Source organism: Enterobacter cloacae complex sp. 2015409 (assembly GCF_041365315.1).
GTDB lineage: Bacteria > Pseudomonadota > Gammaproteobacteria > Enterobacterales > Enterobacteriaceae > Enterobacter > Enterobacter pseudoroggenkampii.
Genome location: NZ_JBFTVM010000001.1, coordinates 2,718,263 through 2,744,699, shown reverse-complemented (window position 1 = coordinate 2,744,699; position 26,437 = coordinate 2,718,263). Strand labels below are relative to the sequence as shown.

The window sequence follows — 26,437 nt, the reverse complement described above, 5'->3', positions numbered from 1 at the left end:
AATCAGAGAACAAAAAGTGTTGGCCCCGGTCAGACACCTAAACTAACGAGGAAACATATGGATAAAAGAGCGCTTAAACGGCAACAGATTCTGGAAGTCGCATCCGGACTGTTTCGACAAAAGGGATTTGATGCCACGTCTATCTCAGAGATTAACGCGATTGTGGGTGGCTCAAAATCGACAATTTACAGTCACTTTTCTTCGAAAGAAGAGCTATTTGTAGAATGCATGTCTTCAGAAACTGAACAGTATATAAAGAGCATGACTATTGAAACTGCAGGGCAGGTGCGCCTTTTCAGAAAATCACCACAGTTGGTCATCGAGCAATTTGCCGTTGCCTTTTTACGCTATATTTGTTCACCGGATATTGTGGATTTGCAAAGATTAATGATTTCCGAAGCCGGAAGGTCGGGAATCGGAGAATTATATTATGAGCGAATGCAAAAACTGCGTTCAAACGTATCGGCGCTTTTCACCGATTTAATGAATCAAAATATCTTAAGAAAAGATGACCCTGTGCTGGCCGCTGAGTATTTTCGCTCTCTTCTCCAGGCCGGTATCCTTGAACCCTTGCTTTTAAAAGCGCGAAAGGATCAGCCGGACGAAAGTGAAATTGTCATGAAAGCGCAGGCCTCCGTTAATGCGTTTATGAAACTGTATGGTCCTGAACAAAATGAGAATGTTGCAAAGACATCTCACTAAAATACAGTAAGCATTCTCTCACCCTATTATTAGGGTGATTTTTCTTTTAGGAAATATTATTTTCAATTGTCATTGGATGACGTTGCCAGCGGCCTTCTTGTAAATAAAATTTCGTGGATACTTATGTGTATAAAGTTTACTCTCTTAAAAGATCGTGAAGCTGTAATTAAGTCCCTGACTCACTGGATTGACTCGAATTTATATAGACCTATTACCGTTCTGGATGTGGCGCGAAAATCCGGTTATTCATTGGCTTATATTCAACGAAACTTTCGCCAGGAGTGTGGCATAAGTATCGGTCTCTATATTCGAAGCCGGAAACTTGAAAAAGCCGCGCATATGCTCAGACATACGCAGCTCTCTGTTTCAGATATATTTACAATGTTAGGCTACGAAGAGCCGTCAACGTTCAGCAGAGCGTTCTCGAATCAATATGGACTCTCCCCAACCAAATACCGTGAGATGGCTAAAAAAAGTCATGACATGAATGGCTTGTCGATATTGATTACTGAGGTGACGCGCGACTAATCCTTTGAAGCATCGAGACGCAATCGCCACAAATCATAGCGTTCTTCTCCCGGTTTAACGGCTCCCGCGAAGTGGTCATTGAGGCGACTTGAGGTAAATACCATCTCCCCGTTCGGACGGATTGCCGGCGTGTCTGGCCAGCGCACCTCTTCGCTTGCCGCAATTAGCGACATGGAATGGGTTTCAGGATCGTATCTGACGATACCATTGCGTGTGACATCGGTAATGTAGAGGTTACCTTTTACATCTGTCACCATTCCGTCGGTGTTGCCCCCCACGCGACCCAGATCGCGGATCTGCCCGGCAATTTGCGCATTGGTTGACGCAGGCTGCCTCAGTATCGCAGTCGGTACCGCATAGGCGCGCGTGCCGGTTGTCACCGTCCAGTACAGCGTGCCCGCATCGGGTGAAAGCGCAATGCCATTGATACCAATCAGTAATGGTTTACCAGGCCAGACTTCAACCCCGTGCGAGACGACGTTAACGCCTGGTTCAATCTGCAGCGCAGGGTGACGATCGAGCACGCGCCGGGCTGTACCGGTAGCGAAATCGACGATAATTAGTCCCACCTGGTTTTCAGGCGCACTCCGCGAGCCGCTGTCGGAGATATAGGCGACACGGCGGTTCTCATCGACCACCACATCATTCAGAAAGCTGGCCTTGCGGTCCGCTACGCCGTCCAGGGCGATGCGTTTGATGGTGCGGCCAGAGAGGAGATCCAGTACAACCAGTTTCTGCGCCCCCGCGGGGGACTCTGTTTCGCCTGCAACAAACCCCATGTCCAGCGCCCATAGCCAGCCGTTTTTACGGTCAATATAAAAACCGAGCACGTTGCGCAGGCTCTGAGCGGGATCGGTGTTCACCGCATTCCCCTCGCGGGAGGGAAATGCGTTCAGGCGGGCAGGGCCAGACTGCGCCGTCGTATCCAGAATGCTTAACGTGGCGGGTGCTGCGGCGGAAACCAGCCGGGGCGTGCTGACAAAGGCACGGTCCATTGCATCAAAGTGGATACCTGCAATAGGGGCATTGACCGAACCGGAAAACGCCGCAGGCATCTTTCCGTCTTGAGTGGTATCCCAGCTCACGCCGGCGTAGCTTCGCCAGCGCTCCAGAGGCGGGTGGTTCGCCGCGTTGACAACACTCGTGAAAGAGAACAACGCCGCCATTGCGATGGCGGGCAGAATATGGGAACGGTTGAACATTGACAGGCTCCAGTGGAACGTTCAGGTGATGAATGCTGGCCACTTTACTCATCGCCCAACGGGAGATAAATTAGCCAAATTGAAAAACATTTGTTCCTGAGAGAGCAAAATGAGCCGGAAATTCGATTACCTCGGCGACGTTGAAGTCTTCATTGCTGTGGTTGAGCACGGCTCATTTACTGCCGCAGCGGTTGCCCTTTCAACCACCCCTTCGGTACTGAGCCGCGCGGTCACCCGTCTGGAAGCGCGTCTTGGACGGCAGCTATTACAGCGCACGACCCGCCGGGTGGGGCTGACTGAAGCCGGACGCGTCTATCTTGAGCAGGCGCGCTCAGCGTTTTCTCTGCTCGATGACGCCGAACGCGTTGGCCGGGGTCAGGAGGGCGATCTGACCGGTCGCGTGAGAATGAGTGTCCCGACCACCTATGCCCACTACCGCCTGCCGCCGCTGCTGGCGCACTATAATCAACGTTACCCGCGCGTACAGGTGGAGCTGAACATTACCAATCGCAACGTTGACCTGATCGCAGAAGGGTTCGATCTGGCGATCCGTCTGGGACAGTTGCCTGACAGTGGACTTGTGGCGCGTAAGCTGGAAGACGCGGCATTGCTTCTGGTCGCCTCTCCGGACTACCTGCATCGGAGAGGAAAGCCTCAGACGCTGGAAGACCTGCAGCGCCATCAGTGCCTGCCGTTTATCATGCCGCGCACCGGTCGTATCGCCCCCTGGGTATTTCATGATGAAGGGCGCGATATTGACTGGTTGCCGGGTTCAACCATCGAAATATCAGACGATGTACTCGGCGTGGTTTCGCTGGCGGAGCAGGGGATGGGGATCTGCCAGAGCTATGAATTCATCGTCCGCGACAGAATACAGGGCGGCCAGTTAGTTGAGGTGCTGCCGCACCTCCGGGGACGATCGCGACCTTTCTCCGTGCTGTTTGCCCCGCACCGGCGTCAGTCAGCAGCCACCCGGGCAATGATTGACCTTCTGACCCGACAAGAATGACAAGGACGAGTCCACCATGAAAAAAGCGCGTTTTTCCTTTTGGATCCCACTCATCGTGAGCGGGATAGCACTGATATCGGGTTTTGTGGTCTGGTCAGTCAACATTTACCGCGTGACATACCTTTCGATCCGCGGGGAGCAGTACCTTGCCTGTGGGGCGTTGCTGCTGGCGCTGGTGCCGATGGTCTATTTCATCAGAAAGGGGAGACTGAAAGGTAAGCGCCTTGCTGGCGCGGTAAAAATCTACCTCGGCTTCTTTATTTGCAGTCTGCCGGTTGCCATGTTCGTGGTCTTTACAACGGCCTGGCTGCTGGAGGGGGACTATTCGGCCTGGAGCAAACCTTACCGGTATGAGTCCAGTACCCGCCACAGCTGCTCGGGTGCGGAAGTCTACGAGCCGGAATTAAAGAAGGAGATCCGCATCTGTAACCCGCAGGGTGACGTTTATTCCGATACCACCCTGTATGTGGAAAAGCGGAGCAATGCCCTGGGGATTGTGGTGCTTTGGGCTATCACGCGCGCCTGAACCGGGGAAAGTCAGGGCGCGAGAATTAGCGTCAGCCCGCCTCCAGCATCCCAAAACTCACAATCCGCGCGCGGCCCAGCTCTTTCGCCCGGTACAAGGCCACATCCGCGGCGCGCAACAGGTTGTCGGTCTGGGCATGCTGTGGGTAGCTGGCAATCCCAATCGACACGTCCACCGGCCCAATCTCGGTCAGCCCGTAGCGAAGCGACAGCTCATGCACGCCGGTGTAAATCTTCTGCGCGCAGGCGTACGCTTCTGCTTCATCGGCACCGGAAAGCAGCACCAGAAACTCCTCGCCGCCGTAGCGGAATGCCAGTCCGTTGTCATGCGCGGCCCGCTGAACAATTGACGCCACGCTTTTGATCACCAGATCGCCCGCTTCATGACCGAACCGATCGTTAATGCTCTTGAAGTGGTCGATATCAATCATCATGCAGCTTAACGGTACGCCAGTGCGTATCGCCTGTGCCGTTTGGGTTTGCAGGGTATCTTCCAGATGATGACGGTTACGCAGGCCGGTGAGCGGGTCAAACAACGCTTTTTCCAGCAACGCGTCGCGCAGACGCTGGTTGGCCAGCGCCAGCCCGAGCGCCTCGGCCATCAGCTCCAGATACGCGCGGGAAGGGGCATTGTCCGCCGTGATATTCTGGAAGGAGAGCAGGCCAATGGCCTCGCCCTGAGCGATAAGCGGCACGCAAAGCGCGCTTTCCGCCTGGGATGCCGGAAGATGGTAGCAGGCAATATCCGGCTCACCGTTCACCGGCGGGTGACTTTGCCCGCGTCGCACGGCCCAGCACTCGTCCGGATGGAATGTCGTCTCTTCACCAACCGGCGAAAGCCACTGCGCGACGCAGCGCATCTGCCACGGCTCGCGGTCAAGGACGTAGAGCCGGCCCGCGATCCCTGGCGCGATATTGGGGGCAAACAGCTCCGCCACGTTAATCACATCGTTAAAGTTCTCACACCCCTGCAGCCGCTGGGTCATGCGCGCCAGCAGCTCGCGGATGGCCCAGTCGGCATCGCGCTCTTTTTCCAGACGCTGTCGTGCCAGGCCGTTTTCACGGAAGATGCTGATGGCCTGGGCCATATCGCCTATCTCATCGATCTGGTTGAAATTGGGCGTTTCAACCGCGTAATCCTGGGATGCCAGACGGTGCACCACGTCGCTCAGGCGCACCACGGGACGCAGCACGCGGCGTTTCAATATAAAGCCGAGCACAAACAGGAACAGCAGGGCGGTCAGGCCGACCGTCAGCTCAGAGGCGGTACGCAGCGCTTTCGATTTTTTTGTCGCATCTTTTACGGAGCCGATAACACGCTTGTCCAGTATCTGGCGAAAGTGATCGATCTGATTCTGCGCGCGATCCAGCTCCTGCTCATAGGGCTGACCATAGAGTAAGGCAACGGCCTGGGCGTCTTCTCCGCCTTCAAGGCTGGCGAGGGCGGTTTGCTGTTCGTCCTGCAGCTCATCGATGATTTTTATGCCTTCGCGCAGCAGGGACAGCTCATCATCCGATGCGCCGTTGTCCCGCAGTTTTTCCAGACGAAGCTCGATGCGCTTCAGGCTGTTTTCTGCCTGGTTATATTCCTTGAGCACCTGAGGATCTTTTTTAATGACGTACAGCCGCGCTAAATCAGACTGCGCCCAGATATCGGTTTCAATATCTTCCGTCAGCTGATCAAATTTCTGCCGTTGTTCCACGGCCTGACGCTCGAGGGTATCTGCACTGGACGCCATCAGCATGATGATGCCGGAGGCGATGGTGAGGCAGACCGTGGCCCCATAGGCCCAGTTGGTTATCGTCGCGATTCGCACCAGATGATCCTTTTACGACATGAGTAGGATGGCGTTCTTCAAATTATAGAAAACGTCTGATTTAAGGCGAAAAAAAAGGCGGCACAGCGCCGCCTGGTGTGGTCTTTATCGTCACGTCCTTACAAATCTGGAGGATTTTTTCCTTCTTCGATGAAATCGGGGTCCAGCTCTTCGGCGTTACCTTCGTGATCGCGCCCTGAGAAGAGGTTCCAGCAGGCGATAAACAGCGCGGCGATGAGTGGCCCAATCACAAAGCCGTTAATGCCGTACAGCTCCATGCCGCCGAGGGTGGAGATCAGAATCAGGTAGTCCGGCATTTTGGTGTCTTTCCCCACCAGCAGCGGGCGCAGAATATTGTCCACCAGCCCGACGACGATCACGAAGAAGCCGACAATAAACAGCCCCTGCCAGATCTGGTGCGTGGCGAACAGGAAGATGGCAGCGGGCACCCAGACAATCGCTGAGCCGATGGCGGGCACGAGGGAAAGGAACGCCATCAGTGCGCCCCAGAGCACGCTGCCGTCGATACCGGCAATGGCAAAGGCAATCCCGCCGAGGATGCCCTGAACCACGGCCACCGCCGCCGTCCCTTTTACCGTGGCGCGTGACACGCCGACGAATTTGGCGAACAGATGCTGCTTGGCAAAATCGGACAGCGGCAGGGAGTCGAGGATCTGGCGCACCAGATACGGGCCGTCTTTCAGCAGGAAGAACAGCAGATACAGCATGATGCCGAAGCTAATCGCAAAGCCAAACGTTCCTTTGCCAATCAGAAACGCGCTGCCGGCGAGATACTGTCCGCCCTGCAGGGCGACGTCGGAGAGTTTTTTCTGGATCTGCGCCGCGTTGGTCAGGTTGTGATCCGCGAGGAAGCCGCTGGCCCAGTCAGGCAGGTGGTTGAAGATGCTCGCCACCACTTCCGGGAACTGGGTGTTGTTCTCCTGTAGTTTGGTGTAAACCACGTTCAGCTCAATGGCGAGCGAGGAGAGGATCACCATCAGCGGAATAAAAACGATCAGGCAGATAATACCGATGGTCAACAGCGAGGCCAGCCCGTTGCGATCCCCCAGCGCGGCGCGCAGCTTGTTTTTTACCGGGTTGAAGATGACGGTCAGAATGGCGGCCCACAGTATCGCGGAGAAGTAGGGCGACAGCACGTCGAAGAAGGCCCAGGTCACAAGGGCGAGAATGAAAATAAAGAAACCTTTAGTCAGTCCGTTAAAGCGCATCAGTCAGTCCTGGTTACTCATAAACTGTGTCGACTATAGAACTGATTGTGAGAATTACCAACCTTGCATCGGGTGGCGGCTGCGCCTTACCCGTCCTGCGGGCAGTGTTACGGTATGACTTCGCGCTTTACGGATACCACTTTCGACTGACCGAAGAGCGCCTTTTCCCGCACCATGCTGTAAGTATCTGCTTGCGGAGGTGCTTATGGCCTGGCGTCCGATTCTCTATGTGATCCTCACAACCCACCCCAGACTCAGCGCGCGGCGCGCCCGTTTGCGTCTGGTCATCTAGCTTTTTATTAACAATCGCGGTATAACACACCTTCTTTGGATGTTTAGATGTCCATACGTATAGAAGGTAATATGCAAACACAACAAGAAAATGGGCAGCTTAAGCGCACCATGAAAACACGCCACCTGATTATGCTCTCGCTGGGTGGCGTGATTGGGACAGGGTTATTCTTCAATACCGGCTACATCATTTCCACGACCGGGGCGGCGGGCACGCTGCTGGCGTACCTGATAGGCGCGCTGGTGGTCTGGCTGGTGATGCAGTGTCTGGGCGAGCTTTCCGTGGCGATGCCGGAAACCGGCGCGTTCCACGTCTATGCCGCGCGCTATCTTGGCCCGGCGACGGGCTACACCGTGGCGTGGCTCTACTGGCTCACCTGGACGGTGGCGCTCGGGTCGAGCTTTACCGCCGCCGGGTTCTGCATGCAGTACTGGTTCCCACAGGTGCCCGTCTGGGCGTGGTGCGTGGTCTTCTGCGTGGTGATTTTTGGCCTGAACGTCATCTCAACGCGCTTTTTTGCGGAAGGCGAGTTCTGGTTCTCCCTGGTGAAAGTCATCACCATCATCGCTTTCATTATTCTTGGCGGCGCGGCGGTCTTTGGCTTTATCCCGATGCAGGACGGTTCACCCGCGCCGGGCTTAAGCAACATCACCGCCGAGGGCTGGTTCCCGCACGGCGGCCTGCCGATCCTGATGACCATGGTGGCGGTGAACTTTGCCTTCTCCGGGACCGAGCTTATCGGCATCGCCGCAGGGGAAACGGAAAATCCGCACAAGGTGATTCCGGTCGCGATCCGCACCACCATTGCGCGCCTGATTATCTTCTTTATCGGCACCGTGTTTGTGCTGGCGGCGCTGATCCCGATGCAGCAGGCCGGGGTAGAAAAAAGCCCGTTCGTGCTGGTGTTCGAAAAGGTTGGTATTCCTTACGCGGCGGATATCTTTAACTTTGTGATTTTGACGGCGATCCTCTCGGCGGCGAACTCCGGGCTGTACGCCTCAGGGCGCATGCTGTGGTCGCTCTCTAATGAGAAAACGCTCCCGCGCTGCTTTGCCCGCGTGAACAAAAACGGCGTGCCGCTGACGGCGCTCTCGGTCTCTATGCTCGGTGGCGTGCTGGCGCTGTTCTCAAGCGTCGTGGCGCCGGACACGGTGTTTGTCGCGCTCTCGGCGATTTCTGGCTTTGCGGTGGTGGCCGTCTGGATCAGCATCTGCGCGTCGCACTTCGTTTTCCGTCGTCGTCATCTGCAGTCCGGTCAGCCGCTCTCTGCGCTGCAGTACCGCGCGCCGTGGTATCCGCTGGTGCCGGTGCTCGGTTTTATCCTCTGCGTGGTGGCCTGTGTCGGCCTGTGGTTTGACCCAAGCCAGCGCATTGCCCTTTATTGCGGGATTCCGTTTGTCGCCCTGTGTTATGGTGCCTACTATCTGACCCGAAATATGACATCGCAGGAGCCCGAACATGTCGCAGAATAATCCGCTTACCGCCCTCCTTGAAAAGCAGTCGTTTGTGGTGCTGGATGGCGCGATGGCGACGGAGCTGGAAGCGCGCGGCTGTAACCTGGCAGACAGCCTCTGGTCTGCCAAAGTGTTGATGGAAAACCCGGAGCTTATCCGCGAAGTGCATCTTGATTACTATCGCGCGGGCGCGCAGGTGGCGATCACCGCCAGCTATCAGGCCACGCCTGCGGGTTTTGCGGCGCGCGGCCTGGACGAGGCGCAGTCCCGGGCGCTGATTGGCAGAAGCGTGGAGCTGGCGCGTAAGGCGCGCGAAGCGTATCTGGCTGAAAATCCGCATGCGGGCACGCCGCTGGTGGCGGGCTCCGTTGGGCCGTACGGCGCCTATCTGGCGGATGGCTCAGAGTATCGCGGCGACTACGTGCGCAGTGCGGAAGCGTTCACCGACTTCCATCGCCCGCGCGTGGAAGCGCTGCTGGATGCGGGCGCTGACCTGCTGGCCTGCGAAACCCTACCGTCCTTTGAGGAGATTAAGGCGCTGGCGGCGTTGCTGTCTGAATATCCCCGCGCCCGGGCGTGGTTCTCCTTTACCCTGCGGGACAGCAAGCACCTGAGCGACGGTACGCCCCTGCGTGACGTAGTCAGCGTGCTGGCAAACTCTCCGCACATTGTTGCGCTGGGCATTAACTGCATCGCACTGGAAAACACCACGGCGGCGCTGAAGCATCTGCAAAGCCTGACGTCGCTGCCGCTGGTGGTTTACCCGAACTCGGGCGAGCATTATGACGCGGTAACCAAAACCTGGCATCACCACGGCGAAGCGTGCGAGACGCTGGCAGGGTATCTGCCCCAGTGGCTGGACGCCGGGGCTAAGCTGATTGGCGGCTGCTGTCGCACCACGCCGAAGGATATTGCTGAGATTAACGCGCAGCGCTGAGTGCTTTGCCGGGTGGCGGCTACGCCCTACCCGGCCTACGGATCGCTGACCCTCTCCCACGGGGAGAGGGAAAAAAAACAACCGCACAAAACCAACTATCCTTTCCCGCTTTTTATCTAAAAACGAATCGTTATGAGCGATTCATTTTTATTCCTTTATCAAAATTCTCGCGTTGGAAATACTGCCCTCATAACAACAAGGGGAGCAGGCACTATGGCAATTTCATCGCGAATCACACTTCTCGGCGCACTGGCGCTGTGGGCATTTCAGGCGCAGGCGGTGGACGTCACCGTCGCATATCAAACTTCTGCGGAACCTGCGAAAGTCGCGCAGGCGGACAACACCTTTGCCAAAGAGAGCGGCGCGAAAGTCGACTGGCGCAAGTTCGACAGCGGGGCCTCCGTCGTGCGTGCGTTAGCCTCCGGCGACGTGCAGATCGGCAATATCGGCTCCAGCCCGCTGGCGGTCGCGGCCAGCCAGCAGGTGCCGATCGAGGTGTTCCTGCTCGCCTCGCAGCTCGGTAACTCTGAAGCGCTGGTGGTGAAGAAAAACATCACCAAACCGGAAGATCTGATCGGCAAACGCATCGCCGTGCCGTTTATCTCTACCACCCACTACAGCCTGCTGGCGGCGCTCAAACACTGGGGCATCAAGCCGGGGCAGGTACAAATTATCAACCTTCAGCCGCCGGCGATTATCGCGGCCTGGCAGCGCGGCGATATAGACGGTGCCTATGTGTGGGCACCGGCCGTGAACGAGCTGGAAAAAGACGGTACCGTGCTGACCGACTCCGAAAAGGTGGGCCAGTGGGGCGCGCCAACGCTCGACGTGTGGGTCGTGCGTAAAGACTTCGCCGAGAAACATCCTGAGGTGGTGAAAGCCTTCGCGAAAAGCGCGATTGACGCCCAGCAGCCGTACATCAGTAACCCGGATGAATGGCTGAAGCAGCCCGCCAACCTGGAAAAACTCTCCCGCCTGAGCGGCGTGCCGGAAGCGGACGTGCCGGGACTGGTGAAGGGCAATACCTATCTGACCCCCGCGCAGCAGGTGCAGCAGCTGACCGGGCCGGTAAACAAAGCGATTGTTGATACCGCCACCTTCCTGAAAGAGCAGGGCAAAGTGCCTGCGGTGGCAGCGGATTACAGCCAGTACGTGACCGATCGTTTTGTGAAATAAGGAGTCCGCCATGCTGAATATTACAAATCTGTCTGCTGATTACGGTGGCAAACCCGCGCTGGAGGAGATCAACCTGACGCTGGACAGCGGTGAACTGCTGGTGGTGCTGGGTCCGTCCGGGTGCGGAAAAACCACGCTGCTGAATCTGATCGCCGGGTTTGTCCCTTATCAGCATGGCACCATTCAACTGGAAGGCAAAAAGGTGGAAGGCCCCGGCGCCGAGCGCGGCGTGGTCTTCCAGAATGAAGGCCTGCTCCCGTGGCGCAACGTGCAGGAAAACGTGGCGTTTGGGCTGCAGCTTGCGGGCGTCAATCGTGAACAGCGGCTGGAAACCGCGCGGGCGATGCTTAAAAAAGTGGGGCTGGAAGGCGCGGAAAAACGCTTTATCTGGCAGCTTTCCGGCGGCCAGCGACAGCGTGTCGGGATTGCCCGCGCGCTGGCAGCGAATCCGCAGCTGTTGCTGCTGGACGAGCCGTTCGGGGCGCTCGATGCCTTCACCCGCGAGCAGATGCAAACCCTGCTCCTGCGCCTGTGGCATGAGACCGGCAAGCAGGTGCTGTTGATTACCCACGATATCGAAGAGGCGGTGTTTATGGCCACCGAGCTGGTGCTGCTCTCGCCGGGGCCGGGCCGCGTGCTGGAGCGCTTGCCGCTGGATTTCGCCCGCCGCTACGTCGCGGGGGAACCCGTGCGCAGCATCAAATCCGATCCGCTGTTTATCGAACAGCGTGAGTACGTTTTAAGCCGCGTGTTTGAACAGCGGGAGGCCTTCTCATGAGCATCGTCTTCAGTGAAAAAACGCGCCGCACGCGTCTGGCGCTGCGCTGGCCTTTCTCACGTCAAATCACGTTGAGCGTCGGTACGCTGCTGGTGCTGCTGGCGGTGTGGTGGGCAGTTGCTGCCCTGCAGTGGGTCAGCCCGCTGTTTCTGCCGCCGCCGGGACAGGTGCTGACCAAACTCATTACCATCGCCGGCCCGCAGGGCTTTATGGATGCCACGCTCTGGCAGCACTTAGGCGCCAGCCTGGCGCGTATTCTGGTGGCGCTGCTGGCGGCGGTGATTATCGGCATTCCCGTGGGGATTGCGATGGGGCTGAGCCCGACGGTGCGCGGCATCCTCGACCCGCTGATTGAGCTTTACCGCCCGGTGCCGCCGCTGGCCTATCTGCCGCTGATGGTGATCTGGTTCGGCATCGGGGAAACGTCAAAAATCCTGCTGATCTATCTGGCGATTTTCGCCCCGGTTGCCATGTCGGCGCTGGCGGGCGTGAAGAGCGCCCAGCAGGTGCGGATCCGCGCGGCGCAGTCGCTGGGAGCCAGCCGTACGCAGGTGCTGCTGTTCGTGATTTTACCGGGCGCACTGCCGGAGATTTTAACCGGGCTGCGCATCGGCCTTGGCGTGGGCTGGTCCACGCTGGTGGCGGCGGAGCTGATTGCGGCCACGCGCGGACTTGGGTTTATGGTGCAGTCGGCGGGAGAGTTCCTGGCGACTGACGTGGTGCTGGCAGGGATCGCGGTGATCGCCGCGATCGCCTTCGGATTAGAACTGGGGCTGCGCGCGTTACAGCGCCGTCTGACGCCCTGGCATGGAGAAATACAATGAGTGAACGTCTGACCATCACCCCGCTGGGGCCGTACATTGGTGCACAGGTGTCGGGCCTGGATGTGACCCGTCCGCTGAGCGATAACCAGTTCGAGCAGCTGTACCACGCGGTGCTGCGCCATCAGGTGGTGTTCCTGCGCGAGCAGGCGATCACCCCGCAGCAGCAGCGCGCGCTGGCCCTGCGCTTTGGCGATCTGCATATCCACCCGGTCTATCCGCATGCGGAAGGGGTGGAGGAGATTATCGTCCTCGACACCCACAACGATAACCCGCCGGATAATGATAACTGGCATACCGACGTGACCTTTATCGAGACGCCGCCTGCCGGAGCCATTCTGGCGGCGAAGCTGCTGCCGGAAACCGGCGGCGATACGCTGTGGACCAGCGGGATTGCGGCGTATGAGGCGCTGTCAGAGCCGTTCAGGACGCTGCTGAGCGGGCTGCGGGCGGAGCACGACTTCAAAAAATCGTTCCCGGAGTACAAGTACCGTAAAACGGAAGAGGAACATCAGCGCTGGCAGGAGGCTGTGGCGAAACATCCTCCGCTGCTGCACCCGGTGGTGCGGACCCATCCGGTGACGGGCAAACAGGCGCTGTTTGTGAACGAAGGGTTCACCACGCGCATTGTGGACGTGACGGAAAAAGAGAGTGAGGCGCTGTTAGGTTTCCTGTTTGAGCATATCACCAAGCCGGAGTTTCAGGTGCGCTGGCGCTGGCAGGAGAACGATCTGGCGATCTGGGATAACCGCGTAACGCAGCATTATGCCAATGCGGACTATCTGCCGCAGCGCCGGATTATGCAGCGGGCAACGATTTTGGGCGATAAGCCGTTTTATCGTCCTTAACCCGTCGCTCCCGTAGGCCGGGTAAGCGCAGCGCCACCCGGCGAAAACGGTGCACAATTGCCGGGTGGCGGCTACGCCTTACCCGGCCTATAAAACACCGCACATTTAAAGGTGCGCCTCAATATACCGCTGATAGCGATTCGCCTTCAGGTAACACAAATCCACCAGCACCAGCCCGTCAACGCAGTTGTTGAACGCCGGGTCGCTGCCAAAATCAATAAACTGCACGCCGCCGGGCTCGCACAGCTCGGAATATTGCTTGTAGAGCGGCGGAATACCGCAGCCAAGATTGCCGAGCAGGGACTTCAGTTTCGTCAGATCGTCCACGTAATCCACGCCGCCAAACTTCGCCAGCACGTCCGGCAGGGAGGCGGGATACGGCTGGCGCGAGGCGGCAAGCGGATGCGTCGCCGGGAACCACAGGCGGTAAAAGGCGACCAGCAGATCCCGCGCGGCAGGCGGTAAGCCACCGGAAATGGAGACCGGGTCAAACAGGTAGCGGTAGTGCGGATAACGCGCCAGATAGGCCCCAATGCCGGACCATAAATAGTCCAGGCCGCGGCGCCCCCAGTAGCGCGGCTGAATAAAGCTGCGCCCCAGCTCAATACCGTGCTCCAGCACGTCCTGCATTTTGTCGTCGTAGTGGAAGAGGCTATAGCTGTACAACCCCTCAACGCCGCGCTTTTCGATCTGCATGGCCGTCGGCATAAAGCGATAGGCCCCGACGATCTCCAGATCGTCCTCATCCCACAGGATCAGGTGCAGATAATCATCGTCGTAGCTGTCGGTGTCCCGGCGTTTGCCGCTCCCTTCCTCCACCGCGCGAAAGGCAATCTCGCGCAGGCGGCCCAGCTCGCGCAGCAGCGGAGCGTCTTCCTGACCGTTGCGCTGCCACAGATAGATGGTTTTACCGTCGCTGGTTTTGCCCAGACATTCGGCCTGCGCCAGCGCGCGTTTCAGGGTAGCCCGGTCTTCCGGACGGGCAATCGCGCACTGGGTTTTAAAGACGCCGGGCACTCCCTTGCCAAGGCGCATCACGTGCTGACGGCACTGCTCGGCCATCTCACGCGACGAAAGGGTGGCGCTGTGCCAGTGATGCCACGCAATCTGCTGGCCGATTTTGATCGGCAGCTGGCTATGGCGGCGGCGGAACATCTGCTGCATGAGCAACAGCATCGACAGCGTCGGGGAGACCAGCGTGCTGGCATAAAAGAGCAGGCTGTTATGCGCCTGAATATGCACCGGCAGCAGCGGGGCGCGCAGCTTGCCGGCGAGTTTGATAAAGCCGGAGTGCCACTTTTTGTCGCGAATGCCTTTGCGCGTAGGGCGGGAAACTTCTCCGGCCGGGAAGAAGATCAGCACGCCTGCGTTTTGCAGATGCTGTTCCATCTGCACCAGGGATGTTTTCGCCGTCCTGCCGCCCATATTGTCCACCGGAATAAACAGCGAGCTGAGGGGCTCAAGGTGGGTCAGCATCCGGTTGGTCACGACTTTCACATCGCGTCGCACGCGGGAGACGGCGTACATCAGCGCCAGCCCGTCCAGCGTACCCGTCGGGTGGTTGGCAATAATGACCAGCGGGCCATGTTCGGGGATTTGTTCAAGATCGCGGGCGGAAACGGTGCAGAGAATATCAAGGTGTTCCAGAACTTGCTCCACCATATCCAGGCCTTTCAGGTGGCGGTGTGCTGCGGCAAATTGCTGAAATTCGTCTTCGTAAAACAGTCTTTTTAACAGACTTTTTTGCCAGGGTGCAGGCCTCGCCTGAGGCCAAAGATCGTCGAGAACGCTATCGAGGCTAAACATGATTACTCCTCCTGCCGTCTTGCGAAGACAGTAGAAGGAGCAGATGTCGGTTGTATTGCAGTTTGGTGAAGATTAGCGGAGGATTTTTTTCTCGGCCAGATCCAGCGCGAAGTAGCTGAAGATCAGGTCCGCGCCTGCGCGTTTGATGGCGCCGAGGCTTTCGAGGACTACTTTCTCTTCGTCAATGGCACCCGCCAGCGCGGCGAATTTGATCATCGCGTACTCGCCGCTCACCTGATAAGCGCCCAGCGGCAGCTCGGTGCGCTCGCGGATGTCGCGCAGGATATCAAGGTACGCGCCAGCTGGTTTCACCATCAGGCAGTCTGCGCCCTGGGCTTCATCGAGCAGGGATTCACGAATCGCTTCCCGACGGTTCAGCGGGTTCATCTGATAGGTTTTGCGATCGCCTTTCAGCGCCGTGCCCGCCGCTTCACGGAACGGGCCGTAGAAGGAGGAGGCGAATTTGGTGGAGTAAGACATGATGGCAGTGTCGGTAAAGCCCGCCGCGTCCAGCGCCTGACGAATCGCCTGAACCTGTCCGTCCATTGCCGCAGATGGGGCGATGAAGTCCGCACCTGCCGCGGCCGCGACGACAGCCTGCTTGCCAAGGTTCAGCAGGGTGGCATCGTTATCCACGCCGTGATCGCACAGCACGCCGCAGTGGCCGTGTGAGGTGTATTCGCAGAAACAGGTATCGGACATGACGATCATTTCCGGCACGGTCTCTTTGCAGATGCGGGACATGCGGGCGACGAGGCCATCTTCTTTCCACGCGTCGCTGCCGGTGGCATCGGTATGGTGTGAGATGCCGAAGGTCATCACCGAGCGGATCCCCGCGTTGGCGATGCGTTCAATCTCACGCGCCAGATATTTCTCCGGAATGCGCATGACGCCCGGCATGGCTTCGATGGCTTTGTAGTCATCGATCTCTTCTTCGACAAAAATCGGCAACACCAGATCGTTTAAGGTCAGGGTTGTCTCTTCAAACATAGCGCGCAGTGCAGGTGACTTGCGCAGGCGGCGTGGGCGTGCAATTAAATCGGTCATGGTATGCCTGATGTTTGTGGAACAAAGAAGGCTAGTGTACCTCAAAGTGAAGACGGGTGTTTTACTAAAGTGGGCATTTTGCTTTTTGCGAAATGCGGCAGGTCAGGTTTCATTTCATCAATATTTAATACAGGTTAGTATATTACTGATTGGGGGTGAGATATTCGTATTGTTTCTATATTAAGTGGGATGCATCATTAAAAGTGATTTATTATTTGTTGTTATATATTTCTCCTTCGCTTGTCTGTATTTTAACGTTTTGTTTTTATAATATTTATCTTGAGTGACCCCTGCGTTTGTTGTTTTTGATGTGTTATTGGTCTGGATACGGACTTAATGGAAACATTCATTGAACCTTTTCGAAATGAAACTGCATAATTCCCTCCGCAATTAAATGTTGCAAATTCATTGATGGACAAACTTGCTTACGTCCCTGAGGAGGGATGACCCAATGCAAACATGGAAAAAGAAACTCGTTGTATCTCAACTTGCATTAGCCTGCACCCTGGCTATCGCTTCTCAGGCCAATGCGAAGGATATTTCCGGTACAACTTATAATACCTTCGGATACGATAATACAGCGTCCACACCCTGGTATTATGGCTATGCCGACTGGGATTACTCAGACGTTACCCACGACGGTGATATTTATCCGGTGATTAATAAATCCACCGTGAATGGTATTATTTCAACATACTATCTGGATGATGGTATCAATGGTCGGGCTAATGCATTAAGCATTTCCAACAGTACTATTAATGGCATGATTACCTCTGAGTGTATGACCACCTCGTGTGCTGATGGTATAGACACCGACGGCACGACCCATTCTCAGTACGATCGTTTTAGCCTGACCGTTGATCACTCCACCATTAACGACACCTATGAGCATTATGCTTACAATGTGGTAAATGGCGATAACACCGAAACCCACTATCTTGATACCTATGGGTTGGGCAATGCAATTACCCTGGATGTTGAATCGGATATTGTTATCCAGAATAACTCTCACGTCGCGGGTATTACCCTGACGCAGGGGTATCAGGAGCTGGATAATACCCCGTACGACGGCGTTGAAGGCGTAGCCAACAGCAGCAACGTCTTTACCGACACGCTACTGGTGAAAGATTCGGTACTGACTTCTGGTGCGTACAGCGATTTAGGTACCAGCGGATTCTACGGTCAAACCGCGAAGCCGAGCGACTATGGTGAAACCAACGCGACAGCGGCAGATGATGCGGCGCTGATTGTGGCCGCCAGCGCGTCTGATAACGCGATGCAGACCAGCGCCACGTTCGATCACTCCACCGTTACTGGCGACATTCTTTTCTCCAGTACCTTCGACAACAACTTCTATCCGAACGGCGATCCGGCAACGGATACCAGTGCAGACGGTGTCTATAACCCAACTACCAACGGCTGGGACGGTACCGATAAGCTGGACGTTACTCTGACCAATGGCAGCAAATGGGTTGGTGCAGCGCAGTCGAGCGTCGAGGCTATCGGCACGGCGCAGATGTATGGCCTGGGCTACAGCAACGTAGACTGGAGCGCTCTGTCCCCAAACAGCATTTGGCCAGACTCCACCTATGACAGCAACGGACATGTTGCGGGCGAAGCGGTGTATCAGAGCGGTCTCTTTAACATCACGCTGGATAACGGCTCCGAGTGGGATACCCGCAAGGTGTCTAACATCGACACGCTGGCGGTCAACAACCAGTCTCAGGTCAATGTTGAAAACTCAGGTCTGCTGGCGGATACCATCACCCTGACCAATGCTTCCTCATTGAATATCGGCGACAGCGGCGGCGTGGCCACCGACCATCTGTATCTGGACAGCTATAGCCGTGCGGCACTGACGGAAGAAACGGCCGATCTGTATGCCAACACCATCACCGTGGATAACGGTGCAGAGCTGGCGCTGGGGTTGGGACAGGTTGATACGCACAATATGGTACTGACCGATGGTGGTGTGCTGAACGTTGCCAGCCGTGATTACGTGCTGAACAGCGATCTGAACAACGCACGCTATATCACCAACGATAAGCACAATGCCGATTACGACTACGGCGTTGTGGCGATTAATTCTGATGGCCATCTGTCAGTGAACGGTGACGTCGCCGGTAACTACAAGGTCCGTATCGACAACGCGACCGGAGCTGGTTCCGTCGCCGATTACAAAAACAAAGAGATTATTCGCGTCTATGATAATAACGCGGATACTGCAGCCAGCTTTACTGCTGCAAACAAAGCCGATTTAGGTGCCTACACCTACCAGGCGCAGCAGCAGGGTGACGCCGTTGTCCTCCAGCAGAAAGCGCTGACCGACTACGCCAATATGGCGCTGAGCATCCCTTCTGCCAACACCAACATCTGGAATCTGCAGCAGGATACCGTAGGTGCTCGTCTGACCAACAGCCGTCACGGCCTGGCGGATAACGGCGGGGCGTGGGTGAGTTACTTCGGCGGTAACTTCGACGGCGACAATGGCGTTCTTAGCTACGATCAGGACGTGAGCGGTATTATGGTCGGTCTGGATACCCAGATTGACGGTAATCATGCGAAGTGGATCGTCGGTGGTGCGGCAGGTTTCGCGAAGGGGGATATCAGCGATCGTACCGGTCAGGTCGATCAGGACAGCCAGACGGCGATGATCTACGCGTCTGCGAAGTTCATGAACGATCTTTTCCTCGACAGCTCCCTTAGTTATACCCGTTTCAACAGCGATCTCTCTGCTAACATGAGCAACGGCCAGTATGTTGACGGCAACACCACCAATGACGCGGTTGGTTTTGGGCTGAAACTGGGCTATGACTGGAAACCAAACCTGTCCGGCTACGTCACACCATACGCAGCCGTGTCTGGCCTGTTCCAGTCTGGCGATGATTATCGCCTCAGCAATGACATGCGCATGGATGGGCAATCTTACGATAGCCTGCGTTATGAACTCGGTGTTGATGCGGGTTACACCTTTAACTACGGTGGCGATCAGGCTCTGACGCCTTACTTCAAACTGGCCTGGGTCTATGACGATGCTGATAACAATGCCGACATTAACGGTGACAGCATTGATAACGGCGTTAAAGGCTCCGCTGTGCGCGTAGGGCTGGGCACCCAGTTCAGCTTCACGAAGAACTTCAGTGCTTACACTGATGCCACTTATCTGGGCGGCGGCGACGTTGATCAGAACTGGGGGGCAAACCTGGGTGTGAAATATACCTGGTAATAAATAAAAGCGGGGGAGGCGTTACCTCCCCCCGCTTTTTACAGAAGTAATAAAAATAATATTGAACCGACAAATACGGATGCCTTGAGGTCTGCATGAAGGTTAATGCGAAACCACTTTCTGAATTACGCCGGCTCGAACAGTGTTTGAAATCAGCCAGTACCCCTTTTAAATCTGCTCCACAACAATTAATTACATCAGGGGAGTGCTATGAGCCCCGCACGACCGTATTCCAAACAGGTATAATCAAAATCTATCGTTGTTCAGATGAACTGCTTATGGGCATCGCAACAGCGCCTTTTATTTTGGGGCTGTCCAGCGTGATGATTAATCATAGTCAGGGATATAGAGTGGTTGCCAAAACATCCTGCACGGGTTTTTATTTGCCCACTGAAACCACCCGTCAACTTATACAACAGAACGCGCTATGGAAAGAGGCCTTCGGTTGGTTATCCTGGATAAACTACATTCTTGAGAAACGCGATATGCAGCTGGTGGGAAATAATTCCTATCATCAGATCCGCGCCATGCTGTTGAATATGGCGGAGTGGGATGAAACGTTGCGTTCAAAAATCGGTGTGATGAATCATATTCAACAAAGTACGCGTATTTCACGTTCAGTGGTTGCTGAGGTTCTCGCTGCCCTGCGGCAAGGTAACTACATCAATATGAGCCGGGGCAAGCTGGTCAGCATCAACCGCTTGCCCACGGAATATTAAGATCAGTTAGACGCGGTGAGCACCTGGGCTTTATTGGCGCTCAGTTCTGCCACCAGGTTATTAATCCCGTCACTCATATTGACGAAACGCGTATGCGGGGAGCGGGTGACCACCACAAACGCGCCCACGTTTGACTGCGGGATCATGGCCATATAGGTGATGAATCCACCGCCGCCGCCGGTTTTCTGAATAATACCCGGACGCCCATTTTTCGGCGCCATATAGACCCACCCCATGCCGAGCGCATCGGCTTTACCCGGCACGTCCATCCCGATGACGCGGTGCAGCTGAGTACGCTGATAAATCAGAGTCTGCATGCGATCGGCCTGGCTGGTGCGAGCGTAGAAATCTGAAGAAAGGAACTGCTGCATCCAGCGCATCATGTCGCCAGGCGTGGAGTAAACCCCGCCGCTGCCCACAGCCGCGAGCGTGTTATTACAGGGGCTGGCGCCTTTCTCTGCCACCATCAGGCGACGGCACTGATCCGGGGACGGAGTAAACGTGGTGTCTTTCATGCCGAGCGGACGGGTGATCTGCTCTTCAAACAGCTGCGTATAGGGTTTGCCAGCCGCCGTTGAGAGGGCATCCGCCAGCAGGTCGAACGCCAGGTTTGAATAAGAGGCCTGCGAGCCCGGTGCCGCTTTCAGCGTGGCGGTACTCAGATAGCTCCAGCGCTGGTCGCGCGTTGGCCAGACAAATACGTCACGATGCGCCGCTCCGCCTGGCTGCTCACGCGGCAGGGCGCTGGTGTGGGTTGCAAGGTTCACAAGCCGGATCGGCGTCCCCTGATACGTAGGTACCCGGGCACCTGGCGGCGCGTATTTGCTGAGCGGATCGTCAAGCTTCACCACGCCCTGGTCGAGCAGTTTCACCAGCATTTCGCTGGTCATCAGCTTGGTTAAGGACGCGATGCGGATAACGGAATCCAGCTGCGGGTGAACGTTATTTCCCGGACGCGTTTCGCCAAAGCTGCGGAACACACGCTGGTTGCCGTCGATGACGACCATCGCCATCCCGGTCGCGCCGCTGCCGTAATAGATAAGGTTCGCGTAGCGATCGGCAATATCTGAAGCTAAAACGGGTGCCGTCAGCGGTTGGGCTGCCTGGGCGGTAGAAAAGCTCACCGCACACAGCGCGGCAAAAGAGAGCAGACAACGTTTCAACGAAAAGCATCCATGAAGTGAATGAGGAAAGTAATGGGTATTTATACTACTAATCGGAACCGCGCAATGCCCCGAATTGCATAACGATAGCGAGAAAAACGTAACCATGGGTAAATATGAACAATTTACTTACGAGCCATCTCCCATTTTGTGACATCGGGCTTATGATAGGCACCAGTTTCACTCAATCTTACGGAGAACGGTATGTCTGAGAAGCGTGTGGTTATGGTTGTCGATATGCAGAACGGGGTATTTGAAACCCCTCGTCATCAGCGTGAAAAGTGTGTCTCTCAGATCAACCAGCTTACGCAGGCAGCCGACACGGTGATTTTTATTCAGCATACTGAGGCTGGTGGCCTGGAAGAGGGGAGTGAGGGGTTTGCACTACTGCCTGAACTCCATCAACCTGCTGACGCGCTTTACGTGACCAAAACCGCCTGTGATGCCTTCTACAACACCGCGCTTGAGGCGCTGCTGCGTGAGCAGGGTATTCGCGAGTTTGTCATCTGCGGCTGCGCCACCGATTACTGCGTCGATGCGACGGTTAAGAACGGCGTCAGCCGGGGTTATCACATCACCGTGGCGGAAGATGCCCATACTACAGCCAATCGCCCGGCTGCTGAAGCACAGATCCTGATTAACCATCACAACGACGTCTGGCGTAACTTCATTGCGCCGGCGAATCCTCTCGCGGTGAAACGCACCGAAACAATTCTTGAAAACTGGAAAGCGAACTAATAATTAACGCTCGGGTCTGACCTTTTTGCCGGAGCCGGGAGGCTGGCTCGGGCAGGTTTTCGTGTGGTGACGTGTTGTACACAGCAACAGCCATAACAACAAGAAGGAAGCATTATGTTTAAGTCTTTTTTCCCAAAGCCGGGGCCTTTTTTCCTGTCGGCATTTATTTGGGCACTGATCGCTGTCATTTTCTGGCAGGCGGGCGGCGGCGCATGGCTGACGCGCATCACGGGGGCGACAGGCGAGGTGCCGATTAGCGCGGCGCGCTTCTGGTCGCTGAGCTACCTGCTGTTTTACGCCTACTACACGGTGTGCGTAGGGCTGTTTGCACTGTTCTGGTTTGTCTATTCTCCGCACCGCTGGCAGTACTGGTCGATCCTCGGTACATCGCTGATTATCTTTGTGACCTGGTTCCTCGTGGAGGTAGGCGTGGCGGTTAACGCCTGGTATGCGCCGTTCTACGATCTGATCCAGACCGCGCTCAGCTCGCCGCATAAGGTGACCATCAACCAGTTCTACCATGAAGTTGGCATCTTCCTCGGCATTGCCCTGATTGCGGTTATCATCGGCGTGATGAACAACTTCTTCGTCAGCCACTACGTTTTCCGCTGGCGTACCGCGATGAACGAACATTATATGGCGCACTGGCAGCATCTGCGCCATATCGAAGGCGCCGCGCAGCGTGTGCAGGAAGACACCATGCGTTTTGCCTCCACGCTTGAAGACATGGGCGTCAGTTTTATCAACGCCATCATGACGCTGATTGCCTTCCTGCCGGTGCTGGTGACGCTCTCTGCGCACGTGCCGGATCTGCCTATTGTCGGTCATCTTCCGTATGGTCTGGTGATTGCCGCGATCGTCTGGTCGCTGATGGGAACGGGCCTGCTGGCGGTGGTGGGGATCAAACTGCCGGGTCTGGAGTTTAAAAATCAACGCGTCGAAGCCGCTTACCGTAAAGAGCTGGTTTACGGCGAAGATGATGCCAACCGCGCCTCGCCGCCGACCGTCCGCGAGCTGTTTGGCGCCGTACGCCGTAACTACTTCCGACTCTACTTCCACTATATGTATTTCAACATTGCCCGTATTTTGTATCTGCAGGTGGATAACGTTTTCGGTTTGTTCCTGCTGTTCCCGTCGATTGTTGCGGGTACGATTACGCTCGGTCTGATGACGCAGATCACTAACGTTTTCGGTCAGGTTCGTGGGTCGTTCCAGTACCTGATCAGCTCCTGGACCACGCTGGTAGAACTGATGTCTATCTACAAACGTCTGCGCAGCTTTGAACGCGAGCTGGACGATCGTGACCTGCAGGAAGTCACCAACACATTTAGCTAATACAGGACGTTGCTATGTCTTTTGCCGTACCGCGCGCGTTACCCTTGTCCTTGCTGGCCGCTCTTGTGCTGGCAGGCTGTGCCGAAAAAGGGGCTGCTCCGCTCAAAAAGGGGGAGAAGCCCGTCGATGTGGCAAGCGTTGTGCGGCAGAAAATGCCCGCCAGCGTGAAGGATCGCAATGCGTGGGCAGACGCGCTGGCAAAAACCTTTGAAAGCCAAAAGATCGCGCCGACCGAGGAGAACATTTGTTCGGTGCTGGCGGTGGCGCAGCAGGAGTCGATGTACCAGTCAGACCCGGCTGTGCCGGGGCTGAATAAAATCGCCTGGAAAGAGATCGACCGCCGCGCGGAGTCCATGCACATCCCGGTGTTCCTCGTGCATACCGCGCTTAAAATCACCTCGCCGAACGGCAAAAGTTACAGCGAGCGGCTGGATACGGTGAAAACTGAAAAACAGCTTAGCGCCATCTTTGATGATTTCATCAGCATGGTCCCAATGGGGCAGAAGCTGTTTGGCTCACTGAACCCGGTCCACACCGGTGGCCCAATGCAGGTAAGCATCGCGTTCGCGGAGAAGCATACCGACGGCTACCCGTGGAAAATCGACGGCACGGTGCGTCAGGAGGTCTTCTCCCTGCGCGGTGGGCTGTGGTTCGGCACATATCACCTGCTGAACTACCCGGCGAACTACGATGAGCCGCTGTACCGCTTTGCCGACTTTAACGCCGGCTGGTATGCCAGCCGTAATGCGGCATTCCAGAGTGCGGTCAGCCGCGCAAGCGGCTTTAAGCTCGCGCTGGACGGCGATCTCATCGCTTACGGCAGCAGCGAGGCGGGAAGCACTGAGCTTGCCGTACGGAAATTATCGACAACGCTTGGCTTGAGCAACAGCGACATTCGCCGCCAGCTTGAGAAAGGCGATAGCCTGGCCTTTGAGAAAACGGATCTGTACAAGAAGGTATTTGCGCTCGCAGAGCAGAAAAGCGGGAAAACGTTACCGAGGGCTATCCTGCCGGGGATCCAGCTGGAAAGCCCGAAGATCACGCGTAACCTGACCACCGCGTGGTTCGCAAAACGCGTGGACGATCGCCGGGCTCGCTGTATGGGGCTTTAACGGCGACGACGAAAGCGCAGCGCTAATGCCACCACGCCCAGAATCATACATCCCGCGAGAAAGGGAATCAGGCCGAACAGGGTGCTGACGCCAAAGCCAATCTCAACTCGCGGGCGTCCGTTATCCTGTACCTGCATCAGGTGTTCATAAACGCCTGGCGCATGGACCAGCATATTGAGCAGCTGTGAGCCAGCCCAGAAGCAGAACAGGACAAACAGGGCATACGCGATATTACCCGCCGTGGAGGTTTTTGGTTTTCCGCCAAAAATCGGTTTCGACAATGTAAAGTCAGCCATGATGACCTCCGGATAAATCGCTCTGTTAATACGCTTCGTACAGGGTGAGTTTGACAGGTCATCGCATTTGTCAATATCAGAATCGTGGTAATTTACGCGCCGGAATCCTCCTGGATTGTTGATTTCTGCAGCACATCACAATTTCATGACTTAACTGAAATTGCGTCGCGTTTCAGAATTTCCGTATCTGCCACAGACCTGGCCGTAAATCTGTGAGAGGATGTCTTTTTTTCCTGCCGGAGTTGTTATGAAGCTCACGTCCAAACTACGCCGAGACTGGCACTACTACGCCTTCGCTATCGGGCTGATCTTTATTCTTAACGGTGTTGTGGGCCTGTTGGGGTTTGAGGCAAAAGGCTGGCAAACGTATGCCGTTGGGCTGGTGACCTGGGTGATCAGTTTCTGGCTGGCGGGGTTGATTATCCGCCGTCGTCCTGAAGAGACGACAGCGGATGAGGCGGAGTCGGCGAAGCGCGCCGATTAACCGTTTACGGAACTTTTAAGCGCGCTGTCGGCGGCGTGACGCTCCAGCGCCAGTTCGATCAGGCGGGTGATCAATTCCGGGTAGCTCAGGCCACTTGCCTGCCACAGCTTTGGATACATGCTGATGTTAGTGAACCCCGGCAGCGTGTTGATTTCATTGATCACCACCTCGTTTTCCGCCGTCAGGAACACATCCACGCGCGCCATGCCGCAGCAGCCGAGCGTCTGATAAGCATGTATGGCGATCGCCCGGATCTTATCGTTAACCGCCGGATCGAGATCCGCAGGCACGACAACCTGGGCGCCTTTATCATCAATGTATTTGGTGTCGTACGAGTAGAAGTCGCTGTTTAACACCACCTCTCCGCAGGTGCTCGCCTGTGGGAAATCGTTGCCCAGCACGGCGCACTCAATTTCACGGCCTTTAATACCCTGCTCAACCACCACTTTATGGTCGAACTCAAACGCCAGGCGGACGGCCTGCGTGAACTCAGCTTCGCTGGTCACTTTGCTGACGCCCACGGAGGAGCCCTGGTTTGCAGGCTTCACAAACAGCGGCAGACCCAGCTCTCCGCTAATTTGCGCGAAGCTGTGTTTGTCGCGGTTGGCGCGTGTGAGGGTCACGAATGGTGCAATGTTCAGCCCGGCATCGCGCAGCAGGCGTTTGGTGACGTCTTTGTCCATGCATGCGGCAGAGCCGAGGACGTCCGAGCCGACGAACGGCAGGTTGGCCATGCGCAGCATTCCCTGCAGGGAACCATCTTCCCCCAGTGTGCCGTGAACGATAGGGAAGACAACGTCGATCTGGGCGAGAGCCTGAGCATTGCCGGCGTCGATAAGCTGCCCCTTCACGACGCCGGGTACGGTGGCGACGCTCACTTCCGAAGGATTAAGGGCGATGTGTGCCGGATCGTGAGCATTCAGCAGATACTGGCTGGCATCGTTAACGTGCCACTGGCCCTGTTTATCAATGCCCAGCAGCACCACGTCGAAGCGGCTTTTATCGATCGCATCAACGATATTTTTGGCCGATTGCAATGACACTTCGTGCTCCGCTGATTTTCCCCCAAAGACAATACCTACGCGCTGCTTAGCCATCTCACTCTCTTCCAGTCTGACGAAAAGCCAATAACATACCACGATGCCCGGCGGGTTTCGCGGCCTTCTGCCATAATGTTTTGGGGAATGTTGAGG

Annotated in this window: 24 protein-coding genes; 16 read left to right on the top strand and 8 right to left on the bottom strand. The window is 56.2% G+C overall.

Going from position 1 to position 26,437, the window contains the following annotated elements:
- The first annotated feature begins 57 nt into the window (after positions 1-57).
- Both ACDO57_RS13380 and ACDO57_RS13375 read left to right on the top strand, forming a co-directional pair.
- Positions 58-702 carry a TetR/AcrR family transcriptional regulator gene (locus tag ACDO57_RS13380; protein WP_157188660.1) on the top strand — a complete coding sequence of 215 codons (645 nt, stop codon included), beginning with the start codon at positions 58-60 and terminating at the stop codon, positions 700-702.
- Between the two features lie 123 nt (positions 703-825).
- On the top strand, positions 826-1,230 hold the full coding sequence (locus ACDO57_RS13375) for a helix-turn-helix domain-containing protein (RefSeq protein ID WP_048990412.1): 405 nt from the start codon (positions 826-828) through the stop codon (positions 1,228-1,230).
- Here ACDO57_RS13375 and ACDO57_RS13370 read toward each other — a convergent pair.
- Positions 1,227-2,432 carry an L-dopachrome tautomerase-related protein gene (locus ACDO57_RS13370; RefSeq protein ID WP_370884092.1) on the bottom strand — a complete coding sequence of 402 codons (1,206 nt, stop codon included), beginning with the start codon at positions 2,430-2,432 and terminating at the stop codon, positions 1,227-1,229. The two genes, ACDO57_RS13375 and ACDO57_RS13370, sit on opposite strands and share 4 nt — an antisense overlap.
- A 109-nt stretch (positions 2,433-2,541) precedes the next feature.
- On the opposite strand from ACDO57_RS13370, the gene ACDO57_RS13365 reads away from it, so the two are divergent.
- Both ACDO57_RS13365 and ACDO57_RS13360 read left to right on the top strand, forming a co-directional pair.
- Positions 2,542-3,441 carry a LysR family transcriptional regulator gene (locus tag ACDO57_RS13365; protein ID WP_370884091.1) on the top strand — a complete coding sequence of 300 codons (900 nt, stop codon included), beginning with the start codon at positions 2,542-2,544 and terminating at the stop codon, positions 3,439-3,441.
- A gap of 16 nt (positions 3,442-3,457) precedes the next feature.
- Positions 3,458-3,967: a hypothetical protein gene (locus tag ACDO57_RS13360; protein WP_024906765.1), complete on the top strand. Its 510-nt coding sequence runs from the start codon at positions 3,458-3,460 to the stop codon at positions 3,965-3,967.
- Between the two features lie 31 nt (positions 3,968-3,998).
- Here ACDO57_RS13360 and ACDO57_RS13355 read toward each other — a convergent pair whose 3' ends face one another.
- Together ACDO57_RS13355 and ACDO57_RS13350 are read right to left on the bottom strand one after the other, a co-directional pair.
- On the bottom strand, positions 3,999-5,783 hold the full coding sequence (locus tag ACDO57_RS13355; RefSeq protein ID WP_290094513.1) for a diguanylate cyclase: 1,785 nt from the start codon (positions 5,781-5,783) through the stop codon (positions 3,999-4,001).
- A gap of 119 nt (positions 5,784-5,902) precedes the next feature.
- Positions 5,903-7,012 (bottom strand): AI-2E family transporter, encoded by a 1,110-nt coding sequence (locus ACDO57_RS13350; RefSeq protein ID WP_024906767.1) that lies wholly within the window; start codon positions 7,010-7,012, stop codon positions 5,903-5,905.
- Positions 7,013-7,375: 363 nt separating this feature from the next.
- On the opposite strand from ACDO57_RS13350, the gene mmuP reads away from it, so the two are divergent.
- From mmuP to tauD, 6 genes are all read left to right on the top strand, one after another.
- A complete protein-coding gene (gene mmuP, locus ACDO57_RS13345; RefSeq protein ID WP_008503244.1) occupies positions 7,376-8,776 on the top strand; it encodes an S-methylmethionine permease in 1,401 nt (466 codons plus the stop codon).
- A complete protein-coding gene (mmuM, locus tag ACDO57_RS13340; protein WP_370884090.1) occupies positions 8,763-9,695 on the top strand; it encodes a homocysteine S-methyltransferase in 933 nt (310 codons plus the stop codon). The genes mmuP and mmuM overlap by 14 nt, the downstream gene beginning before the upstream one ends.
- A gap of 213 nt (positions 9,696-9,908) precedes the next feature.
- Positions 9,909-10,871 (top strand): taurine ABC transporter substrate-binding protein, encoded by a 963-nt coding sequence (gene tauA, locus ACDO57_RS13335; RefSeq protein ID WP_023293188.1) that lies wholly within the window; start codon positions 9,909-9,911, stop codon positions 10,869-10,871.
- 10 nt (positions 10,872-10,881) lie between these two features.
- The gene (gene tauB / locus ACDO57_RS13330) at positions 10,882-11,649 is read left to right on the top strand and encodes a taurine ABC transporter ATP-binding subunit (RefSeq protein WP_370884089.1); all 768 of its coding nucleotides are present in this window, start codon (positions 10,882-10,884) and stop codon (positions 11,647-11,649) included.
- Positions 11,646-12,473 carry a taurine ABC transporter permease TauC gene (tauC, locus tag ACDO57_RS13325; RefSeq protein WP_008503401.1) on the top strand — a complete coding sequence of 276 codons (828 nt, stop codon included), beginning with the start codon at positions 11,646-11,648 and terminating at the stop codon, positions 12,471-12,473. Before tauB ends, tauC begins: the two co-directional genes overlap by 4 nt.
- Positions 12,470-13,318 (top strand): taurine dioxygenase, encoded by an 849-nt coding sequence (gene tauD / locus ACDO57_RS13320; RefSeq protein ID WP_370884088.1) that lies wholly within the window; start codon positions 12,470-12,472, stop codon positions 13,316-13,318. Before tauC ends, tauD begins: the two co-directional genes overlap by 4 nt.
- Positions 13,319-13,423: 105 nt before the next feature.
- Here the strand turns inward: tauD and ACDO57_RS13315 are convergent, their stop codons facing one another.
- A complete protein-coding gene (locus ACDO57_RS13315) occupies positions 13,424-15,124 on the bottom strand; it encodes a lysophospholipid acyltransferase family protein (protein WP_370884087.1) in 1,701 nt (566 codons plus the stop codon).
- Between the two features lie 72 nt (positions 15,125-15,196).
- Entirely contained in the window at positions 15,197-16,171 is a 975-nt protein-coding gene (gene hemB / locus ACDO57_RS13310) for a porphobilinogen synthase (protein ID WP_024906774.1), read from the bottom strand.
- Positions 16,172-16,622: 451 nt separating this feature from the next.
- Between hemB and ACDO57_RS13305 the strand changes: the two genes are divergently transcribed.
- Entirely contained in the window at positions 16,623-19,397 is a 2,775-nt protein-coding gene (locus ACDO57_RS13305; protein WP_370884086.1) for an autotransporter outer membrane beta-barrel domain-containing protein, read from the top strand.
- Positions 19,398-19,492: 95 nt separating this feature from the next.
- Entirely contained in the window at positions 19,493-20,116 is a 624-nt protein-coding gene (locus tag ACDO57_RS13300; RefSeq protein WP_148768969.1) for a helix-turn-helix domain-containing protein, read from the top strand.
- 2 nt (positions 20,117-20,118) lie between these two features.
- Here the strand turns inward: ACDO57_RS13300 and ampH are convergent, their stop codons facing one another.
- Entirely contained in the window at positions 20,119-21,279 is a 1,161-nt protein-coding gene (gene ampH / locus ACDO57_RS13295) for a D-alanyl-D-alanine-carboxypeptidase/endopeptidase AmpH (RefSeq protein ID WP_024906778.1), read from the bottom strand.
- 204 nt (positions 21,280-21,483) lie between these two features.
- Between ampH and ACDO57_RS13290 the strand changes: the two genes are divergently transcribed.
- The 3 genes from ACDO57_RS13290 (at position 21,484) to ACDO57_RS13280 (ending at position 24,464) form a co-directional block, all read left to right on the top strand.
- Positions 21,484-22,017: an isochorismatase family protein gene (locus ACDO57_RS13290; protein WP_370884085.1), complete on the top strand. Its 534-nt coding sequence runs from the start codon at positions 21,484-21,486 to the stop codon at positions 22,015-22,017.
- A 114-nt stretch (positions 22,018-22,131) separates the two neighbouring features.
- Positions 22,132-23,352, top strand: coding sequence for a peptide antibiotic transporter SbmA (gene sbmA / locus ACDO57_RS13285; protein ID WP_148768968.1), 1,221 nt, complete (start codon positions 22,132-22,134; stop codon positions 23,350-23,352).
- Between the two features lie 14 nt (positions 23,353-23,366).
- Entirely contained in the window at positions 23,367-24,464 is a 1,098-nt protein-coding gene (locus tag ACDO57_RS13280; protein ID WP_370884084.1) for a DUF1615 domain-containing protein, read from the top strand.
- On the opposite strand, the gene ACDO57_RS13275 is transcribed toward ACDO57_RS13280, so the two are convergent.
- Positions 24,461-24,760 (bottom strand): DUF2755 family protein, encoded by a 300-nt coding sequence (locus ACDO57_RS13275; protein WP_024906782.1) that lies wholly within the window; start codon positions 24,758-24,760, stop codon positions 24,461-24,463. The genes ACDO57_RS13280 and ACDO57_RS13275 overlap by 4 nt on opposite strands.
- Before the next feature lie 247 nt (positions 24,761-25,007).
- Between ACDO57_RS13275 and ACDO57_RS13270 the strand changes: the two genes are divergently transcribed.
- Complete coding sequence (locus ACDO57_RS13270; RefSeq protein ID WP_023334666.1) at positions 25,008-25,244, top strand: DUF2754 domain-containing protein; 237 nt, start codon at positions 25,008-25,010, stop codon at positions 25,242-25,244.
- On the opposite strand, the gene ddlA is transcribed toward ACDO57_RS13270, so the two are convergent.
- Positions 25,241-26,341, bottom strand: a complete 1,101-nt coding sequence (gene ddlA / locus ACDO57_RS13265) for a D-alanine--D-alanine ligase (protein WP_267214435.1) — start codon at positions 26,339-26,341, stop codon at positions 25,241-25,243. The two genes, ACDO57_RS13270 and ddlA, sit on opposite strands and share 4 nt — an antisense overlap.
- Positions 26,342-26,437: the final 96 nt, after the last annotated feature.

Excerpts from the sequence above, each read along its gene's own strand:
- ACDO57_RS13350 (WP_024906767.1), bottom strand. The coding sequence starts at position 7,012 with ATGCGCTTTAACGGACTGACTAAAGGTTTCTTTATTTTCATTCTCGCC.
- ACDO57_RS13375 (WP_048990412.1), top strand. The coding sequence starts at position 826 with ATGTGTATAAAGTTTACTCTCTTAAAAGATCGTGAAGCTGTAATTAAG.
- ACDO57_RS13300 (WP_148768969.1), top strand. The coding sequence starts at position 19,493 with ATGAAGGTTAATGCGAAACCACTTTCTGAATTACGCCGGCTCGAACAG.
- ACDO57_RS13380 (WP_157188660.1), top strand. The coding sequence starts at position 58 with ATGGATAAAAGAGCGCTTAAACGGCAACAGATTCTGGAAGTCGCATCC.
- ACDO57_RS13365 (WP_370884091.1), top strand. The coding sequence starts at position 2,542 with ATGAGCCGGAAATTCGATTACCTCGGCGACGTTGAAGTCTTCATTGCT.
- ACDO57_RS13360 (WP_024906765.1), top strand. The coding sequence starts at position 3,458 with ATGAAAAAAGCGCGTTTTTCCTTTTGGATCCCACTCATCGTGAGCGGG.
- ACDO57_RS13280 (WP_370884084.1), top strand. The coding sequence starts at position 23,367 with ATGTCTTTTGCCGTACCGCGCGCGTTACCCTTGTCCTTGCTGGCCGCT.
- ACDO57_RS13290 (WP_370884085.1), top strand. The coding sequence starts at position 21,484 with ATGTCTGAGAAGCGTGTGGTTATGGTTGTCGATATGCAGAACGGGGTA.
- tauB (WP_370884089.1), top strand. The coding sequence starts at position 10,882 with ATGCTGAATATTACAAATCTGTCTGCTGATTACGGTGGCAAACCCGCG.
- tauC (WP_008503401.1), top strand. The coding sequence starts at position 11,646 with ATGAGCATCGTCTTCAGTGAAAAAACGCGCCGCACGCGTCTGGCGCTG.
- ddlA (WP_267214435.1), bottom strand. The coding sequence starts at position 26,341 with ATGGCTAAGCAGCGCGTAGGTATTGTCTTTGGGGGAAAATCAGCGGAG.
- hemB (WP_024906774.1), bottom strand. The coding sequence starts at position 16,171 with ATGACCGATTTAATTGCACGCCCACGCCGCCTGCGCAAGTCACCTGCA.
- mmuM (WP_370884090.1), top strand. The coding sequence starts at position 8,763 with ATGTCGCAGAATAATCCGCTTACCGCCCTCCTTGAAAAGCAGTCGTTT.
- ACDO57_RS13275 (WP_024906782.1), bottom strand. The coding sequence starts at position 24,760 with ATGGCTGACTTTACATTGTCGAAACCGATTTTTGGCGGAAAACCAAAA.
- ACDO57_RS13315 (WP_370884087.1), bottom strand. The coding sequence starts at position 15,124 with ATGTTTAGCCTCGATAGCGTTCTCGACGATCTTTGGCCTCAGGCGAGG.
- sbmA (WP_148768968.1), top strand. The coding sequence starts at position 22,132 with ATGTTTAAGTCTTTTTTCCCAAAGCCGGGGCCTTTTTTCCTGTCGGCA.
- ACDO57_RS13305 (WP_370884086.1), top strand. The coding sequence starts at position 16,623 with ATGCAAACATGGAAAAAGAAACTCGTTGTATCTCAACTTGCATTAGCC.
- tauD (WP_370884088.1), top strand. The coding sequence starts at position 12,470 with ATGAGTGAACGTCTGACCATCACCCCGCTGGGGCCGTACATTGGTGCA.
- tauA (WP_023293188.1), top strand. The coding sequence starts at position 9,909 with ATGGCAATTTCATCGCGAATCACACTTCTCGGCGCACTGGCGCTGTGG.
- mmuP (WP_008503244.1), top strand. The coding sequence starts at position 7,376 with ATGCAAACACAACAAGAAAATGGGCAGCTTAAGCGCACCATGAAAACA.
- ACDO57_RS13270 (WP_023334666.1), top strand. The coding sequence starts at position 25,008 with ATGAAGCTCACGTCCAAACTACGCCGAGACTGGCACTACTACGCCTTC.
- ACDO57_RS13370 (WP_370884092.1), bottom strand. The coding sequence starts at position 2,432 with ATGTTCAACCGTTCCCATATTCTGCCCGCCATCGCAATGGCGGCGTTG.